Origin of the sequence: Lysobacter sp. Root983, assembly GCF_001429345.1 — a bacterium.
In the GTDB taxonomy this organism is placed as follows: Bacteria; Pseudomonadota; Gammaproteobacteria; order Xanthomonadales; family Xanthomonadaceae; genus Lysobacter.
The window spans coordinates 559935-575164 of sequence record NZ_LMJO01000016.1; the positions used below are offsets into that span (position 1 = coordinate 559935).

Below are 15230 nucleotides of genomic sequence, written 5' to 3' on the forward strand. Positions count from 1 at the left end.
TGGCCGTACGACGGCGCGGAGGCGGCGTCGGCGTGCGGCGTTTGATGCGATAGCTATGGGTTAAACGCGCCGCGTCCGATTCTGTGAACGCGGCCGCGCCTTCAATCGCGATCCACCGCGACCTTGATCCGCTCGCGCAGCAGCTGGACCCGCTTGCGCGCCAGCGGCTGGTTGATCGCCAGGCGCTCGGCGATCGCCGGGTACGGCAGGTCGTCGATGAAGCGGTAGACGAACAAGCGCTTCTGGTCGCGGCTGAGCGAGGCGACCGCGGCGATCACCCGGCCCAGTTGCTCCTCCAGCTCCATGCGCTGCAGTGCGGACAGGTCCAGGCCCTGGGCCACGCCCTCGGCCTCGATGTCGACGCCGCGGTCGAAGACCTCGCCGTCGCGGCCGTTGCGGCGCACGCTGTCCAGGAACACGTGGCGCAGCACCACGAACAGGAAACCCTCGGGATCGCTCATCGCGTCCGGCGAGCGGCGCATGAACAACAGGGCCTTGATGGCGGTGTTGGCGAGCAAGTCGTCGGCGCGGTCGCGGTGGCCGTCCGAGAGCCGGCGGGCGCGCCGGTCGAGCTCCGGCTTGGTCGCTCGCCAGGCTTTCACGAACATTTCGTCGGCTAGGCCCAGTTCTTGCGATCCATCGCCCGGCTTGTTCATCACCAACACCTCCTGTGTTGAGTACACACAGGCGAGTCTGGTGAGACGCTCACGGAAAGGCTGTTACCTGGGTGACACAGCGGGGCGATTTTCCACTACTGACAAAACCTGTCAGCCCCCTCGCTTACAAACACCCCGTGGCGGGGGCGCTTCCGGCGCCCGGTCCGCCGGGTTCCCGCGCCATGTCCGAGGCCGATCATGCTGACCTTCTATCACGCGCCGCGATCGCGCTCTTCCAGCATTCTTTATCTGCTCGAGGAACTGGGCGTCGCCTACGACGTCCTCGAGATCGACATCCACGCCGACGACGGCGCGCCGGAAAGCTACCGCGCGATCCATCCGCACAAGAAGGTGCCGGCGATCGTGCACGACGGCGTGGTGGTGATCGAACGCGCGGCGATCTGCGTCTATCTGGCCGATGCGTTTCCGCAGGCCGGCCTCGCGCCGGCGATCGACGACCCCATGCGCGCGGCGTATCTGAGCGCCTTGGTGTACGCCGACGCCGTGTTCGATCCTTGCCTGACCGCGCATGCGCAGGGCTGGCAATACGCGTCGCGCGCATTCCCGTTCGGCGCTTACGAAGACATGCTGGCGTATCTGGAACGGCGCTTAAGCGCGCACGCCTACGCCGCGGGCGCGCGCTACAGCGCGGCCGACACGCAATGGGCCGAAGGCCTGGATCGGGGCATGCGACTGCTCGGGACGATCCCGGAGCGGCCGGCGTTCAAGGCGTACCTGACGCGGATTGCGGCGCGGCCGGCGTTCCAGCGCTATCGCGCGTTGGCCTACGCTTAGGCGGTGCGCGCGTGGCGGTCGCGACCGCCGAAATCGGACATACGGTCCCATAGCCAGGTGCCGCCCGCGCACAGCCCCAGCACCGGCAACCAGGCACCCAAGCCGGACGGCATCCGCGCCAGCGGCGCGGCGATCGCATCCCACCACGCGCCGCCGTAGCTGGCGACCACGTACAACGCGACTGCGGCCATGACCAGGATCAAGCCGTTGAGCAGCCATTGTTCGAGGCGGTCGCCGAGCGTGGCGCTGGCTTCGACCCGACGCGCCACCTGGGCCGCGAAATCGGCCGGCAACGGCTCCATCGCCGGCGCGCGCAGCGCGCGCACCAGCAAACGGTACTGGGCCACGCGTGCATCGCCGGCGTCCATCGGCAGGCCGGCGCGCTCGTCGCGCAGCGCGCGCTCCTGCGCCAGCCATTCCTGGGCTTCGCGCTGCTCGCGATCGTCGGGCGGTGGCGGAGTGTGAGACATGTTCATGCGGTGACTCCCATGCTGGACTGCAGGCGCTCGCGCAGCAAGGCCCGGGTCCGGAACAAATGGCTCTTGATCGTACCCTCGGCGAGGCCGGTGATGCGCGCGATCTCGACGATCGGCACCTCGTCCAAGTGATACAGGGTCAGCAAGGTCCGCTGCAACGGCGGCAGCGCCTCGATCTGGGCGTGCAGGGCGGCGGCGACCTCGGCGTCGGCGCAGGCCGCCTCCAGGTCGAAGCCGTCGCTGACCTGGTCCAGCGGCGACAGCGCGTCCTCGTCGTCGGCGACCTCGAGGATGGGGATGCGCTTGCGCTCCAGATGGCGCTTGGCCACCGAGTAGGCGACCTGGCCGATCCAGGACTTCAGCGCGCTCTCGTAGCGGTACTGGTGCAGGCACTGGTGCACGCGCAGGAACGCTTCCTGGCAGAGCTCGCGGGTGTCGTCCGGTTGGCGGACCATGCGCTGGATGATGTGCCAGCACAGGCCCTGGTACTCGCGCACCAGACGCTCGAACGCGCCCGGCGCGCGCGCCAGTACGGCGTCCACGAGCGCGCGATCGTCGTTGGCGGCGGGCGGCGGGGCGGTCATCTAGGGCAGTGGATACGTCCCGGGGGCGAATGGTTGCAATGCCGGAGCACAATTTTTGAGAACTGCCGCCCGCCCCCGCCTGGACCGGTGGCCGCCGGCCGGCCATGCTGGGGTCTGCAACCGTTCCGACTGTGGCCGTATCCATTGCCCCGAGCCCCAAACCCGAGACCGTGCCATGGATCTAGACTCCCTCATCCCCATTACCCTGTTCCTCTGCATCACCTACGCGATCAAGTTCGTGGTCGACGCCCGTTTTCGCAGCAAGCTGATCCAGCAAGGCAGCGGCTCGGAAGAACTGATCCGCTCGCTGGTCCAGGGCGACGATCAGCGCCGCCGCCACGCCTCGCTACGCTGGGGCGTGCTGGCCCTCACCCTGGCCGTCGCCTTCGGCCTGATCGAGGCCTTCGGCTGGCGCGAGGTGACCCCTGGCGTGATCGCCCTGCTGCTGGCTGCGACCGGCCTGGGCAACCTGGCTTACTACGCGCTTTCGCGCCGCCTTTCGTGAATGCGGGCCGGCGCATCCGCGCGATCGGATGCGCCCGGGCCAGCACGCACGCGCCCTGGCGGCGCGTGCGCGCCTCGCGCTAGCCGCTCATGCGATCCAGCATGGTGCGCAGCACCGGGATCGTGGTGACATCGTCCACGCCCTTCATCGCCATCACCACCTCACGCAGATCGGCCAGTGCGCCCGGCGATTCCACCTGCACCAGCGCCATCAGATCGATCTCGCCGGCGACGCTGTGGCAGAACCGCAGTTGCGGCAGCTGCGCCAGCAAGGGCATCACGTCGTCGCAGCTGAAGCCGTCCGCATAACGCACCAACAGCCAGGCCTGCAGCGGGTCGCCGTCCTTGCCCAGGCGCACGGTGTACTGCGCGATCACCCCGCCCGCCTCCAGCCGCTGCAGGCGCTCCTGCACGGTGCTGCGCGACAGGCCCACCGCCTTGGCCAAGGCGACGGTGGACAGCCGCGCATTGTCCTGCAGCAGGGCGATCAATTGGCGATCGGTGGCGTCCAGCGCTTTCATGGTCGGATCCGGCGATATGTCGGTGCGACCGGCATTGTGCCGGGTTGAGACCGGCGTCGGCGAGTGCGCACAGTAGCCGTCACTCCCCTGCCGCGTGCACGCCATGACCGACACCAACCGCAGCCAGCGCTTCGCCGCGCTGCCGCCGCCGCCCTACTACGCGGTGATCTTCTCCTCGCAGCGCAACGGCCGCGACGAGGCCGGCTATGCGGCCACCGCCGAGCGCATGGTCGAGTTGGTGGTCGAACAGCCCGGCTTCCTCGGCTACGAATCCACGCGCGACGGCAGCGGCTTCGGCATCACCGTGGCCTACTTCGACAGCGAGGCCGCGATCGCGGCCTGGCGCATGCACGCCGAACACACGCTCGCGCGCGAGCGCGGCCACCGCCTCTGGTACCAACGTTTCGAACAACGCGTGGCCCGCGTCGAGCGCGCCTACGGCGGCCCACGCCCCGCTCCCACCCCACCCGACGAGACCACGCCATGAAGCTGGACCCGCGCAGCACTGCCCTGATTCCGATCGACGTACAGCAGGGCTTCGACTATCCGCCCTGGGGCCCGCGCAACAATCCGGCCATGGAGGCCAACGGCCTGCGCCTGCTCGCGGCCTGGCGCGAAGCCGGCCTGACGCCGATCCACGTACGTCACGACTCGGTGATCGAGGGCTCGTCCTTGCAGCCCTCGCATCCGGGCAACGCATTCCGGCCCGGGTTCGAGCCCTTGCCCGGCGAAGCGCTGGTGAGCAAGTCGGTCAACGCCGCCTTCATCGGCACCGATCTGGATCTGCGCCTGCGCAGGCTGGGCATAGACTGCGTGGTGCTGTTCGGCATCAGCACCGACATGTGCGTATCGACCACCGCGCGCGTGGCCGCCAACCTGGGTTACCGCGTGCTCGTGGTCGCCGACGCCTGCGTCTGTTTCGATCTGCGCGACGAACACGGTCGCGTCATCGCCGCCGACGATATCGCGCGCGCGCACTTGGCCACATTGCGCGCTGAGTTCGCGCAGGTCGTCGATACACAGGACGTGATCGCGTCGCTGCGCGCGCATGCGCAAGCGGCATGACGAGGACGCATGCATCGCAACGACCGTTGATGAGGCGACGAACGGTCTTGCAACTAAATTTTAACGGGCGTAATGTGCGCCACCTCGGCCCCGCGCGGCCACACGCAGACTTCGAATCTTCCGCCATGAACCTCTTCATCGACATCGCCAAATCGCTCCAGCCGCGGCCCTTGCGCCACGGTAAGGACGCGTGCGCGCCGATGAACGTCGGCGATCGCATCGAAGCGCAGCTGCGCACTCCACACTGACCTTGCCTATGCGGGAGGTCGGTGACCCCGACCTCCCGAGGAACGCGAACGCCCTCGGATTCGAAACCCGGGGGCGTTTTGTTTTCAGCGTCCGCCAAGGATCGTTTTTTCCTCTAATTCAGCGGTTTCCAGCCGACCCCGAAGCATCCGCGCGCGTTTGCGCGCCGCAGGGGCAATGCCGTCGAGGCGCCGCGAGGCGCTGTGTCCGGATGCTTCGGCACGGGCGGTGCGGTGGGAGATCGCAAGGCATAGGGCGCATGCGCCCGCACGAATTGGCGTCTGGTGACAGACGCCAATGCGAAACATCGATCGAACGTTCCACAGCGGCACGGGTTCGCATCCCGTCCGGTGCGCGCGGCCCTGCCGTGGCGTATGCCGTGGTGCGCCAGCGGTGTTTCGAACAGCGACGTTAGCTCAGCTAGGTAGAGCAGCGGACATAGCGTCCGCGGGTCGTCGGTTCGAATCCGACACGTCGCCACTGGATAGCTCAGATGGGTAGAGCATCGGATCAAAACTCCGAGTGTCGCGGGTTCAAATCCCGCTCCAAAACTGCCTCTTAAGCAGTCGGTGATACCGGGGACGAAAGTCCCCACCCGGAAACGCCCCTTGCGGCGTTTCGACCGACACCGCGCTACGGCGTGGCGGAGGACGGAACGCCGCAGCGGCGACGACGCCGGACCCGCGCCCGCGAGGCGACGGACCGCGACGGACGGCCGGACGCGACAGCGTCGCGCACCGGCTCCGCCACGGACCGCGCCGAGCGCGCGCGGGTTCCGCGCCGACGCCATCGGGGGCGCTTCCATCCCATTCCTGCGAGCGCCGCATCCGCGAGCGATCGCGATACCACCGCTGCGCGCGACGAACGATCCGGTCGCGCGCACTCCACCACGACCGGATCGAAACCCGCAGAACCAGCAAGGAGACATCATCATGTTCTGGACACAACGGGTGGTGGTCGGCGATGCCGAGCGCGCCCTGATTTACCGAAACCGCCGCTTCGATCGCGTGCTGGGCCCCGGCGTGCACCGCGTGTACGGATGGCGCGCCCGCGTCGAGGTCCTGCTGTACGGCATCGCCAAGCCGGAGTACGCGGGCAATGACACCGACGCGTTGGTGGCCGCGCTGGGCGCGCGCCTGGACGAACACTTCGTCCTGGCCGACATCGGCGTCGACCAGGTCGGCCTGGTGATGAAAAACGGCAAGCTCGAGGACCTGCTCGCACCCGGCTCGCGCAAGCTGTACTGGAAGGGCCTGGTCCCGATCGAGGTGGTCGCCACGACCCTGTCGGCGGGACTGGAGCTGCGCAGCGACATCGCTCAGCGTCTGCGCCAGATCGGCCTGCTCGATCGCGTCGCCCTGGCGGTGACCGTGCCCAACGAATCGGCCGGTCTGCTCTACGTCGACGGCAAGCTGGTGCGCACGCTGGACGCCGGCAGCTACGCCTACTGGAACTTCCAGAAGAACGTCGCCGTCGAGCTGGTCGAGCTGCGCGTGCAGTCGGTCGAGGTCTCGGGCCAGGAACTGTTGACGCGCGACAAGGTATCGCTGCGCGTGAACCTGGCCGCGAGCATGCGCGTGACCGATGCGGTCGCCACGCGCAGCAAGGTCGCCAAGGTCAACGACTACCTGTACCGCGAGCTGCAGTACGGCCTGCGCAAGGCGGTCTCGGCCAAGACCCTGGACGAGCTGCTCGGCGACAAGGCCTCGCTGGATGCCGACATCTACGGCTACGTGCGCGATCAGCTCGATGGCCTCGGCCTGGAGGTGCTGGGCGTGGGTGTCAAGGACGTGATCCTGCCGGGCGAGATGAAGGAGATCCTCAACGGCGTAGTGCAAGCGGAGAAGACGGCCCAGGCCAACGTGATCCGCCGCCGCGAGGAGGCCAACGCCACGCGCAGCCTGCTCAACACCGCCAAGCTGATCGAGGACAGCCCGACGCTGATGCGCCTGAAGGAGCTGGAGGCGCTGGAGAAGGTCACCGAGAAGATCGACAAGCTCACCGTCTTCGGCGGCCTGGACGGCGTGCTCAAGCAGCTGGTCAGCCTCAAGAGCGGCGGCTGAAGGGGTGATCCGTGGAATCCCGGATGACGACTCGGCCGCCGCCCCACACCGAGAACGCCGCTCCCCAGGGAGCGGCCATCGCATCCCATTCCATTGGAAACCCTTATGCGTAAGGACATGTACAAGGTCATCGTGGAACGGCCGCGGCGCGGAGGTCGCTACAGCAGCGAACGCCGCCCCTCGACCGATCCGGAGGACCAAATCCAACACGAAAGCCTCAAGTTCCGCCATCGCTCGCACAAGTGGCTCAACGAGAACCTCAACCCGCTGCGGCGCTACCTCGAGACGCAGGTAGGCCGGCGCTGGGACCAGGTCTACTCGGAGCTATGCGCGCGCATCGACCGCCGCAACACCGTGCAGCAGCACATCCACCAGCACCTCGACCAGTTCGTCGCGCTGCGGGTGGTCGTGTTCGACGGCAGGCTCCACCTCGATCATGGCTGGGGCGGCCTGAAATCGCTGAGCGATCCCTGGGCGCCGAAGTTGTACGTGGATCCTGACAGCGGCCTGCTGCTGGACAACCGCGAGGCGATCGCGGCCAGGCGTGCGCTGCGGCGTCGGCGCGCGGTCGAACGCGCGGCGCAGGCGTCGCCGGATCTGCGTCGCGTCGACGAACTGCATCAGCTGCGCCGCATCGACGGCATCTGGTACGAGGTCGAACTGGCCGCGTTGCCCGAAACGGCCGCGCTGACGAGCGTGCGCGGCGGGCCGGCCCGGTTCACGATGCCGTTCGATGTGATCGCCAAGCGTCCGGCCCGCCGGATCGGCAAGCCCTGCGGGCATCGCGCTTGCGAGGCCTGCAAGCCCTACGGCCGCAGTGGCCTGTACGCGCGCAGCAAGCGCCAGCTGAATCGGCACGAGCTGCAGCGTTATGGCTTGCGCAACCACGATGGCGAACGCCTGCACTAGAGAAGCAATCGGTGGCGCCGCGCAAGTCGCGGCGCCACCGCACAGGAGAAACATCATGAGTCCTCAATACGAACTGCTGCACGCGCCGGACGCCACGCCGATCAAGGGCTGGGTGCGCGGCGTGCCGCTGGACGAGCAGGCCCACCGCCAGTTGCAGAACATCGCCGCCCTGCCCTTCGTCGGGCCCTGGGTGGCGGTGATGCCCGACGTCCATCTGGGTAAGGGCGCGACCGTGGGATCGGTGGTGCCCACGCGTGGCGCGATCGTCCCGGCCGCGGTCGGCGTCGACATCGGCTGCGGCATGGCCGCGGTGCGCACCACCCTGCGCGCCAAGGACTTGCCCGACAGCCTGGCCCTGCTGCGCTCGTCGATCGAACGCAGCGTGCCGGTCGGCAACGGCCCGGGCGGCGATCACCGCAAGCGGCCCGACAGCATCGACACCCGGCTCGCGCAGTCCGGGCTGATGGCGCGCCTGGAGACCGTGCGCGCGCGCCATCCGAAGATCCGCTACGACAAGGTGGACAAGCAGCTGGGCACGCTCGGCGGCGGCAACCATTTCATCGAGATCTGTCTGGACGAGGCCGATGCGGTGTGGGTGATGCTGCACTCGGGTTCGCGCGGCACCGGCAACCTGATCGGCACCTACTTCATCGAGCTGGCCCGGCGCGAGCTGGAGCGGCGCGTGCTCGGCTTCCACCTGCCCGACAAGGACCTGGCCTTCTTCCTGGAGGGCGAGCCCCTGTTCGAGCACTACGTTGAGGCGGTGTCGTGGGCGCAGGACTACGCGCGCCACAACCGCGAGGCGATGATGGCGCGCGTGCTGCACGAGCTGCGCCAGCGCCTGCCGAAGTTCCAGTTGGAGAAGATGGCGGTCAACTGCCACCACAACTATGTGCAGCGCGAGAAGCATCACGGCGAGTCCCTGCTGGTCACCCGCAAGGGCGCGGTCAGCGCGCGGGCGGGCGAGTTGGGAATCATCCCGGGCAGCATGGGCACGCGCAGCTATATCGTGCGCGGCAAGGGCAATGCGGACAGCTTCCACAGCTGCAGCCACGGCGCCGGCCGGGTGATGAGCCGCACCCAGGCACGCGCGAGCATCACCCTCAAGCAGCACCGCGAGGCCACCGCGCACGTCGAATGCCGCAAGGACGCCGCGGTGATCGACGAATCGCCGGCGGCCTACAAATCGATCGACGCGGTCATGGCCGCGCAAACCGATCTGGTCGAAGTGCTGCATACCTTGCGCCAGGTGATCTGCATCAAGGGGTAAGGCCGATCACCATGAGCGGGCTCCGCTCCGCGAGGGGCGGCGCCTTTTTTTTGCGATGCCCTTAGGCCCACACCAAGCGCGTGCAAAATAACCACATAACACCACGCCCAAGTAGTCCGTAGTGCTAGTCGGGCGAGGTCCACAGTACTATCCAGGGCCTACTTGAGGCACGATGATGCTGACAGTCTGTGGAAGTGGGGAGGCATCCCAATCACTGGAGCCGGGAGCGGCTCAAATCGGGTTAACTGTACGTGAGACGGCCAGACGCTCGACTGTTCTCATTACTGAGTAACTATCACATAGCGCCGAACTTTCTGGAGGAGTGAGCATGTTTGGATTAAGCCTTTGGCACTGGTCGATCCTGCTCACTATTGGCGGCGTGATCGCCGTTATCATCGCCATCACCAGACGGCGCCCGCCGAGAGAGTAGCGAAGGGCCTATAACTAGCTCTCTAGAGAATCCCCGCCTAAGCGGGGATTCCTTTGCCTGGCGCCCGCCGCGCGACCAGCCCGAATCGGCGGTCCAAGACCGCCGTCCGTCGCAATTTTGCGAACGCAACAAAACGTAACCGCCGGATTGCGACACGGTGCGCGATTCTCCCCCTCGTCAGCGCCGCGCGGGTAACGGATAGTTAACCGGCCGGGCGTATCGTCGTCCTGGCAGGGGCCCGCTCAAGGAGAGGTGGAGCCATGAACGATCTGGCATTGGATGCCGCGTCGTCTCACGCGACCCTGTCGCATGAGGACCGCGAATTGGCCGTTACCTACGGCATCGAAGCGCGTCGGCACCACGCCGAACGCGCCTGGACCGACATACAACACGAACTCGCCGCCGGTTGGGCGCGCATGCGCGGTTATCGGCGTGCGCAATGGCTGGACGTGGTCGACCACGTCGAGGCCGCCTGGCACGGGGCGATCCGGTTGTAGCGCGGCGCGCGCGGCGAACGGCCGCGCTCAGGCCTCGACCGGCTGCGACCGCCGCGGCCATTGCCACTTCAGGTTGACGCCCAGCGTGCCCAACACGATCAGAGCCACGCCCAGCAATTGCACGCCGCTCAGGACGCTGCCGTAGAGCAGGTAATCCAGCAGCAGGGCGATCACCGGATAGACGAAGGCCAGCACCGCGATCGTCACCACCGGCAGGCGCGGATAGGCCGAGTAGAACAACACGTAGCACACGCCGCTGTGGATCAGACCCAGGCCGGCCAGCCAATACCAGTGCGGGCCGATATCGGCCACGGCGGCATAGTCGGCGAACGGCGCCAACATGCACACGCCGACCAGGCATTGGATCAGCACCACTGCGAACGGGCGCTCGCGGCTGATCCGGCGCGACAGGATCAGCGAGGCGCCGCACAACAGCGCGGCCACGAAAGTCAGCCCGATACCGATCAGATAGCCCGCATCGGCGCTGCGCCACAGCTTGATCGGATCGGCCGAACAGGCCACGCCGACGAAGGCCAGCGCGGTCCAGGCCCAGTCGGCCGGACGCGTGCGCTCGCCGAAGAACAGCGCCGCCATCGCCAGCATCGCGAACGGGAAGAAGTGGTAGACCATGGTGGCCACGCCGATCGACGAACGCGCCATGCCGGCGAACAGCGCGACCCAGTTCAACACCAGCAGCACGCCGCTGACGATCGCGGCGCGGATCAGCGCCGGCTCGCCGCTGAGGCCGCGCAGGTGGCCGCGCGCCAGGCCCCAGGCGATCAGGAAGACGCTGCCGAACACGCAGCGGAAGAACACCGTGGTGATCGCGTCCTGGCCGCCCTCGTGGGCGAACACGCCGACCGAACCGATCAGGATCTCGGCGACGAACAGCTGGATCAGCGCGGTGCGCGATTCGGCGGGGGTGACGGCGGGGGCGGCGGTCGGGTTCATGCGAGCAGGCTAGGGCCGCGCGCGCGACCGGTACAGATTCAGTTAGACTCGGTTTCGACCGGTACAGATGCGCAGGCCCCGGGCCTGCCGGGAGGCCCGCCATGGCCAACGAGCTGCTTTACGAACGCCTGGCCGAACGCCTGCGCGGCCAGATTCAGCGCGGCGCGCTGCGCGCGGGCGAACGCCTGCCCTCGCTGCGCCGGCTCGGGCGCGACCAGCGCATCAGCCTGGCCACCGCGGTCGAGGCCTATCTGCAACTGGAGCGCGAGGGCCTGATCGAGGCGCGTCCGCGTTCGGGCTATTACGTGCGCGCGCCGGCGGCGCCGGCGCCGCGCGCGAGCAGCCATCGCCGTCCGCGCGCGCCGCAGCCGATCCGCAACCCGGCCCTGCTCGGCGTGCTCGACGTGCTCGGCCGCTGCGACCTGATCTCGTTGCACGCGGCCACGCCCGCGCCCTCGCTGCTGCCCACCGCCGCGCTGGCCGCGGCGGCCTCGCGGGTGATGCGCCGCAACGCCCAGGCCGCGCTCAGCTATGCGGTGCCGCAGGGCCTGGCGCCGCTGCGTGCGCGCATCGCCCAGCGCTACGCGCAGTGCGGCGTCGACGTGGACCCCGACGAGATCGTGATCACCGCCGGCGCGATGGAGGCGATCAGCCTGTCCCTGCGCACGGTCGCGCGCGCGGGCGACGTGGTCCTGGTCGAAACCCCGACCTATTACGGCCTGCTGCAGGCGGTGGCCGAACTCGGCCTGCGCGTGATCGAGATCCCCAACCGTCCCGGTCAGGGCATCGATCCCAGCCGCTTGTCCGAACTGCTGGAGCGGCATGCGGTGCGCGCGGCGGTGCTGGTGCCCAACTTCAACAATCCGGTCGGCAGCCTCACCGGCGATGCGGACAAGCGCCGCATCGTCGCCGCCTGCGCCGCGCACGGCACGGTGCTGATCGAGGACGATCTGTACGGCGAGCTCGCCTATTCCGGCGAACGCCCCAGCCCGCTGCGCCGCTACGACGAGGGCGGCGGCGTGATTACCTGCGGCTCCTATTCCAAGATGCTGGCACCGGGCCTGCGCGTGGGCTGGGTGCTGGGCGGTCGCTGGGCGACCGCGTTGCTGCGCGCGAAGTGCTTCTCGACCGTGGCCACCTCGACGCTGTCGCAGCTCACCATCGTCGAGTACCTGGAACGCCACGACTTCGACCGCGGCCTGCGCCGCTTGCGTCGCGAGTTGGCAATCAACGCCCAGCGCTACCGCGAGGCGATCGCGCTGCATTGGCCGGCCGGCACCTGCGTGAGCGCGCCGGCCGGGGGCATGGCGCTGTGGCTGGAGCTGCCGCCGCAGGTCCAGGGCCAGGCGGTGTTCGAAGCTGCGCTCGCGCGCGGCATCGGCACCCTGCCCGGGCACCTGTTCTCCAACCGCGGCGATTACGACCGCCACCTGCGCCTGAGCTGCGGCCAGCCCTGGAGCGAGCAGGTCGAAACCGCGCTGCGCACGGTCGGCGGACTGGCCGCCGCGCTGGCCGACTGAGGGCGAAACCGCGACCGCTGTCCGCCCATCGCGACGGCCGGCGTTGGAGCATGAGGGAACCACCGCACAGGGAGTGCAGCATGAACATCGGCAACAACAATCTGGTCCTGAGCAAATATCCGGCGGCGATCGAGAAGCATCCCGACGCCAGGCGCGCTCTGTGTTTCGGCGACTCCTGGTTCCAGTACGTGCCGCATCCGACCGACCTCAACAAGCAGATCGCGCGGCTGTTCAAGCGGACCCTGTTCCTGCGCGAGGGCGTGGCCGGCCGCGACAGCGCGATGTGGAAGGCGGCGCTGCCGCGCATCCAGCGCGAGATCGGCACCTTCGGCTTCGACGCGATCCTGCTGTCCAACGGCGGCAACGACATCGTCGGCGAGGAATTGCGCGAGTTCGTCAAGACCGCCGCGCAGCCGCAATCCACCGGCGCGGGGCCCTGGGGCGAGATCCCGCCGGAGGTGTTCGACCACATCCGCCTGGAAACCTTCGAGCACGCGCTGCGCTACGCGATCAAGGACATGAAGGAAGTAGTGCAGATGCGCGACCTGCTCTCGCGCGACACCATCATCTACGTGCACACCTACGACTACATCTTCCCCAGCGGCAAGGCGTTCAAGCTCGGGCCGTTCACCATGGGGCCCTGGGTCAAGCCGTTCCTGGACAATGTAGGGCTCACCGATCCCAAGGGCCAGCGCGTGGTCACGAGCTGGCTGGTCGATCAGTTCGCGCGCGCGCTGCGCGCGTTCGTGTCGCAGAACGCCAACATGCGCCTGGTCGATTCGCGCGGCACGCTCAAGACCGCGTCGCAGTGGGAGAACGAGATCCACCCGGTCGCCAGCGGCTTCGAGGCGATCGCCAAGAAATGCTGGAAACCCGCCCTGACCGGCGTACTGGAGTAAGCCGGCCCTGGGCTAGACTGCGGGCGCGCCGTGCGGCGCGCCCCACCGCCCCGCCCGAGGTCGCGATGAAAACCCTGTTGCTGTGGTCGCTGCTGCTGAGCTCCGCTCCCGCCCTGGCCGCCGAGGCTCCGCCCCCGCCGGCGCCCGCGTCGGTCACGGTCACCTCGCCGCAGCCGCTGCCCGCCGACGACCGCATCAAGGTGTTTCTGGCCGGCACCATCGACATGGGCGGCAGCGAGAACTGGCAGGCCCGGGTCGAGCAGGCCCTGGCCGACGAAGGCGTGGTGCTGCTGAACCCGCGCCGCGCGGACTGGAACCCGGCCTGGAAGCCCTCCGCCGCGGAGCCGGAATTCCGCAAACAAGTCGAGTGGGAACTGAGCGCGCTCAACCGCGCCGATGTGATCCTGATGTATTTCGCGCCGGCCTCGCAAAGCCCGATCACCCTGCTCGAACTGGGCCTGCACGCGCCCTCCGGCAAAGTGTTGCTGGCCTGTCCGGAAGGCTATTGGCGCAAAGGCAATGTCGACATCACCGCCGACCGCTACGGCGTGCCGCGCTACGAATCGCTGGACGCGCTGATCGCCGGCGTGCGCGCGCGCCTGGCCGAACTGCGCCGGCAACGCTAGGCGCGTGGTCTCAGGCTGTGCGATGAGCCCGGTCCATACTGATCGACCCATGCGAGGCCGTGCATGAGCGCAGCACGCAATATCGTCGTCTGCCTGGACGGCACCAACAATTCCCCCGCCGACGCGCGCACCCATGTGCAGCGCCTGTACCGGCTGATCGAAAAGTCCCCGTCGCAGCTCACCTACTACCAGCCCGGCGTGGGCACGCTGGAGCCGATCGGCGTGCTCGGCCCGATGCGGCGCCGGGTGCTGATGGGGTTGGACTCGGCCAGCGGCTGGATGCTGCAGCGGCACGTCTGCGCGGCCTACGAATTCCTGTCCGACGCCTACCGCGAAGGCGACCGCCTGTACCTGTTCGGCTTCAGCCGCGGCGCCTATTCGGTGCGCGTGCTGGCCGGCATGCTCAACACGGTGGGTCTGCTGCAGCCGGGCATGCACGAGATGGTCGCGTTCGCCTGGCAGGCCTACGCGAGCATGCCCACGCCACCGCGCCGGACCGCGGCACCGCCGCCGCGCCAGCAGCAGGCGCTGCGCGATTACTTCCGCCGCATCCGCAGTTTCCGCAAAAGCTATTCGCGGCGTGTGCCGGTGCATTTCCTCGGCTTGTGGGACACGGTCAGCTCGGTCGGTCTGCCCTGGTTGCCGCGCGTGTACAGCCACACCGCGTCCAATCCCAGCGTCGCCACCGTGCGCCAGGCCATGGCGCTGGACGAGCGCCGCGGCAACTTCGTGCAGAACCTGTGGACGCGCACGCCGCCGCCGGGCCAGGACGTGCGCGAAATCTGGTTCGCCGGCGGCCACGGCGATGTCGGCGGCGGCTACCCCACGGGCGGGCGCGAGCTGGAACTGGCGCGTATCCCGCTGGCCTGGATGCTGCGCGAGGCGGAAGCCGCGGGCCTGCTCAGCGATCCCAGCGCGCGCGCCGACGCCGGCTTGCCCGATCTCGACGACGACGAGGCCCTGCGGCGATTCGCGCTGGCGCCGCGCCACGACGAAATCCGGCGCTGGCTGTGGCAGTTGTCCGAACGCCTGCCGATCCCGCGTTGGTCCCAAGCCGCCGATGGCCGCTGGCAGCGGCGCTGGCAACCGCATCGCGAGCGCGCCCGCACGCTGCGCGCGGGCGCGCTGGTGCACGAGAGCGTGTACCTGCGCCGCGAGCTGGACCCGACTTACCGGCCCGTCAACCTGCGCGAGGACGCGCAACGGGTGCGCTGAGCG

18 protein-coding genes and 2 tRNA genes are annotated in these 15230 nt (G+C 68.5%); 15 read left to right on the forward strand and 5 right to left on the reverse strand.

Annotation, left to right across the window (positions count from 1 at the left end; all coding sequences use genetic code 11):
* Nucleotides 1-101: 101 nt before the first annotated feature.
* Complete coding sequence (locus ASE43_RS14670; RefSeq protein ID WP_056180625.1) at nucleotides 102-656, reverse strand: sigma-70 family RNA polymerase sigma factor; 555 nt, start codon at nucleotides 654-656, stop codon at nucleotides 102-104.
* A 198-nt stretch (nucleotides 657-854) separates the two neighbouring features.
* Between ASE43_RS14670 and ASE43_RS14675 the strand changes: the two genes are divergently transcribed.
* A complete protein-coding gene (locus ASE43_RS14675; RefSeq protein WP_057160973.1) occupies nucleotides 855-1451 on the forward strand; it encodes a glutathione S-transferase family protein in 597 nt (198 codons plus the stop codon).
* On the opposite strand, the gene ASE43_RS14680 is transcribed toward ASE43_RS14675, so the two are convergent.
* A complete protein-coding gene (locus tag ASE43_RS14680; protein WP_056180630.1) occupies nucleotides 1448-1927 on the reverse strand; it encodes a hypothetical protein in 480 nt (159 codons plus the stop codon). The two genes, ASE43_RS14675 and ASE43_RS14680, sit on opposite strands and share 4 nt — an antisense overlap.
* Nucleotides 1924-2469: a sigma-70 family RNA polymerase sigma factor gene (locus ASE43_RS14685; RefSeq protein WP_235568758.1), complete on the reverse strand. Its 546-nt coding sequence runs from the start codon at nucleotides 2467-2469 to the stop codon at nucleotides 1924-1926. The genes ASE43_RS14680 and ASE43_RS14685 overlap by 4 nt, the downstream gene beginning before the upstream one ends.
* Nucleotides 2470-2686: 217 nt before the next feature.
* On the opposite strand from ASE43_RS14685, the gene ASE43_RS14690 reads away from it, so the two are divergent.
* Nucleotides 2687-3016 carry a DUF6249 domain-containing protein gene (locus ASE43_RS14690; RefSeq protein WP_056180643.1) on the forward strand — a complete coding sequence of 110 codons (330 nt, stop codon included), beginning with the start codon at nucleotides 2687-2689 and terminating at the stop codon, nucleotides 3014-3016.
* A gap of 79 nt (nucleotides 3017-3095) precedes the next feature.
* Here the strand turns inward: ASE43_RS14690 and ASE43_RS14695 are convergent, their stop codons facing one another.
* Complete coding sequence (locus ASE43_RS14695; protein WP_056180646.1) at nucleotides 3096-3536, reverse strand: Lrp/AsnC family transcriptional regulator; 441 nt, start codon at nucleotides 3534-3536, stop codon at nucleotides 3096-3098.
* A 103-nt stretch (nucleotides 3537-3639) separates the two neighbouring features.
* On the opposite strand from ASE43_RS14695, the gene ASE43_RS14700 reads away from it, so the two are divergent.
* The 9 genes from ASE43_RS14700 to ASE43_RS14735 all read left to right on the forward strand — a co-directional run bounded on the left by ASE43_RS14700 (nucleotide 3640) and on the right by ASE43_RS14735 (nucleotide 10016).
* Nucleotides 3640-4023: an antibiotic biosynthesis monooxygenase gene (locus tag ASE43_RS14700; protein WP_057160976.1), complete on the forward strand. Its 384-nt coding sequence runs from the start codon at nucleotides 3640-3642 to the stop codon at nucleotides 4021-4023.
* A complete protein-coding gene (locus tag ASE43_RS14705) occupies nucleotides 4020-4601 on the forward strand; it encodes a cysteine hydrolase family protein (protein WP_057160977.1) in 582 nt (193 codons plus the stop codon). The genes ASE43_RS14700 and ASE43_RS14705 overlap by 4 nt, the downstream gene beginning before the upstream one ends.
* A gap of 125 nt (nucleotides 4602-4726) precedes the next feature.
* Nucleotides 4727-4849 (forward strand): hypothetical protein, encoded by a 123-nt coding sequence (locus ASE43_RS22840; RefSeq protein WP_255356391.1) that lies wholly within the window; start codon nucleotides 4727-4729, stop codon nucleotides 4847-4849.
* A gap of 403 nt (nucleotides 4850-5252) precedes the next feature.
* Nucleotides 5253-5326 (forward strand) — tRNA-Leu (locus tag ASE43_RS14710).
* Nucleotides 5327-5329: 3 nt separating this feature from the next.
* Nucleotides 5330-5395 (forward strand) — tRNA-Phe (locus ASE43_RS14715).
* 384 nt (nucleotides 5396-5779) lie between these two features.
* Complete coding sequence (locus tag ASE43_RS14720; protein ID WP_057160978.1) at nucleotides 5780-6910, forward strand: slipin family protein; 1131 nt, start codon at nucleotides 5780-5782, stop codon at nucleotides 6908-6910.
* A gap of 105 nt (nucleotides 6911-7015) precedes the next feature.
* The gene (locus tag ASE43_RS14725; protein ID WP_157499946.1) at nucleotides 7016-7819 is read left to right on the forward strand and encodes a hypothetical protein; all 804 of its coding nucleotides are present in this window, start codon (nucleotides 7016-7018) and stop codon (nucleotides 7817-7819) included.
* Nucleotides 7820-7874: 55 nt separating this feature from the next.
* Nucleotides 7875-9089, forward strand: coding sequence for an RtcB family protein (locus ASE43_RS14730; RefSeq protein ID WP_057160980.1), 1215 nt, complete (start codon nucleotides 7875-7877; stop codon nucleotides 9087-9089).
* 690 nt (nucleotides 9090-9779) lie between these two features.
* Nucleotides 9780-10016, forward strand: a complete 237-nt coding sequence (locus ASE43_RS14735; protein WP_057160981.1) for a hypothetical protein — start codon at nucleotides 9780-9782, stop codon at nucleotides 10014-10016.
* 27 nt (nucleotides 10017-10043) lie between these two features.
* Here the strand turns inward: ASE43_RS14735 and ASE43_RS14740 are convergent, their stop codons facing one another.
* Complete coding sequence (locus ASE43_RS14740; protein WP_056180665.1) at nucleotides 10044-10967, reverse strand: DMT family transporter; 924 nt, start codon at nucleotides 10965-10967, stop codon at nucleotides 10044-10046.
* A gap of 101 nt (nucleotides 10968-11068) precedes the next feature.
* Between ASE43_RS14740 and ASE43_RS14745 the strand changes: the two genes are divergently transcribed.
* The 4 genes from ASE43_RS14745 to ASE43_RS14760 all read left to right on the forward strand — a co-directional run bounded on the left by ASE43_RS14745 (nucleotide 11069) and on the right by ASE43_RS14760 (nucleotide 15227).
* On the forward strand, nucleotides 11069-12487 hold the full coding sequence (locus tag ASE43_RS14745) for a PLP-dependent aminotransferase family protein (RefSeq protein ID WP_057160982.1): 1419 nt from the start codon (nucleotides 11069-11071) through the stop codon (nucleotides 12485-12487).
* Nucleotides 12488-12567: 80 nt separating this feature from the next.
* Nucleotides 12568-13386: a hypothetical protein gene (locus tag ASE43_RS14750; RefSeq protein ID WP_057160983.1), complete on the forward strand. Its 819-nt coding sequence runs from the start codon at nucleotides 12568-12570 to the stop codon at nucleotides 13384-13386.
* A 65-nt stretch (nucleotides 13387-13451) separates the two neighbouring features.
* Complete coding sequence (locus tag ASE43_RS14755; RefSeq protein WP_057160984.1) at nucleotides 13452-14012, forward strand: nucleoside 2-deoxyribosyltransferase domain-containing protein; 561 nt, start codon at nucleotides 13452-13454, stop codon at nucleotides 14010-14012.
* 63 nt (nucleotides 14013-14075) lie between these two features.
* Nucleotides 14076-15227 carry a DUF2235 domain-containing protein gene (locus ASE43_RS14760; protein WP_057160985.1) on the forward strand — a complete coding sequence of 384 codons (1152 nt, stop codon included), beginning with the start codon at nucleotides 14076-14078 and terminating at the stop codon, nucleotides 15225-15227.
* The last annotated feature ends 3 nt before the right edge of the window (nucleotides 15228-15230 follow it).

Coding starts and splice junctions, on each gene's coding strand:
- ASE43_RS14690 (WP_056180643.1), top strand. CDS start 2,687: ATGGATCTAGACTCCCTCATCCCCATTACCCTGTTCCTCTGCATCACC.
- ASE43_RS14670 (WP_056180625.1), bottom strand. CDS start 656: ATGAACAAGCCGGGCGATGGATCGCAAGAACTGGGCCTAGCCGACGAA.
- ASE43_RS14675 (WP_057160973.1), top strand. CDS start 855: ATGCTGACCTTCTATCACGCGCCGCGATCGCGCTCTTCCAGCATTCTT.
- ASE43_RS14725 (WP_157499946.1), top strand. CDS start 7,016: ATGCGTAAGGACATGTACAAGGTCATCGTGGAACGGCCGCGGCGCGGA.
- ASE43_RS14740 (WP_056180665.1), bottom strand. CDS start 10,967: ATGAACCCGACCGCCGCCCCCGCCGTCACCCCCGCCGAATCGCGCACC.
- ASE43_RS22840 (WP_255356391.1), top strand. CDS start 4,727: ATGAACCTCTTCATCGACATCGCCAAATCGCTCCAGCCGCGGCCCTTG.
- ASE43_RS14755 (WP_057160984.1), top strand. CDS start 13,452: ATGAAAACCCTGTTGCTGTGGTCGCTGCTGCTGAGCTCCGCTCCCGCC.
- ASE43_RS14680 (WP_056180630.1), bottom strand. CDS start 1,927: ATGAACATGTCTCACACTCCGCCACCGCCCGACGATCGCGAGCAGCGC.
- ASE43_RS14750 (WP_057160983.1), top strand. CDS start 12,568: ATGAACATCGGCAACAACAATCTGGTCCTGAGCAAATATCCGGCGGCG.
- ASE43_RS14760 (WP_057160985.1), top strand. CDS start 14,076: ATGAGCGCAGCACGCAATATCGTCGTCTGCCTGGACGGCACCAACAAT.
- ASE43_RS14720 (WP_057160978.1), top strand. CDS start 5,780: ATGTTCTGGACACAACGGGTGGTGGTCGGCGATGCCGAGCGCGCCCTG.
- ASE43_RS14705 (WP_057160977.1), top strand. CDS start 4,020: ATGAAGCTGGACCCGCGCAGCACTGCCCTGATTCCGATCGACGTACAG.
- ASE43_RS14700 (WP_057160976.1), top strand. CDS start 3,640: ATGACCGACACCAACCGCAGCCAGCGCTTCGCCGCGCTGCCGCCGCCG.
- ASE43_RS14695 (WP_056180646.1), bottom strand. CDS start 3,536: ATGAAAGCGCTGGACGCCACCGATCGCCAATTGATCGCCCTGCTGCAG.
- ASE43_RS14730 (WP_057160980.1), top strand. CDS start 7,875: ATGAGTCCTCAATACGAACTGCTGCACGCGCCGGACGCCACGCCGATC.
- ASE43_RS14735 (WP_057160981.1), top strand. CDS start 9,780: ATGAACGATCTGGCATTGGATGCCGCGTCGTCTCACGCGACCCTGTCG.
- ASE43_RS14745 (WP_057160982.1), top strand. CDS start 11,069: ATGGCCAACGAGCTGCTTTACGAACGCCTGGCCGAACGCCTGCGCGGC.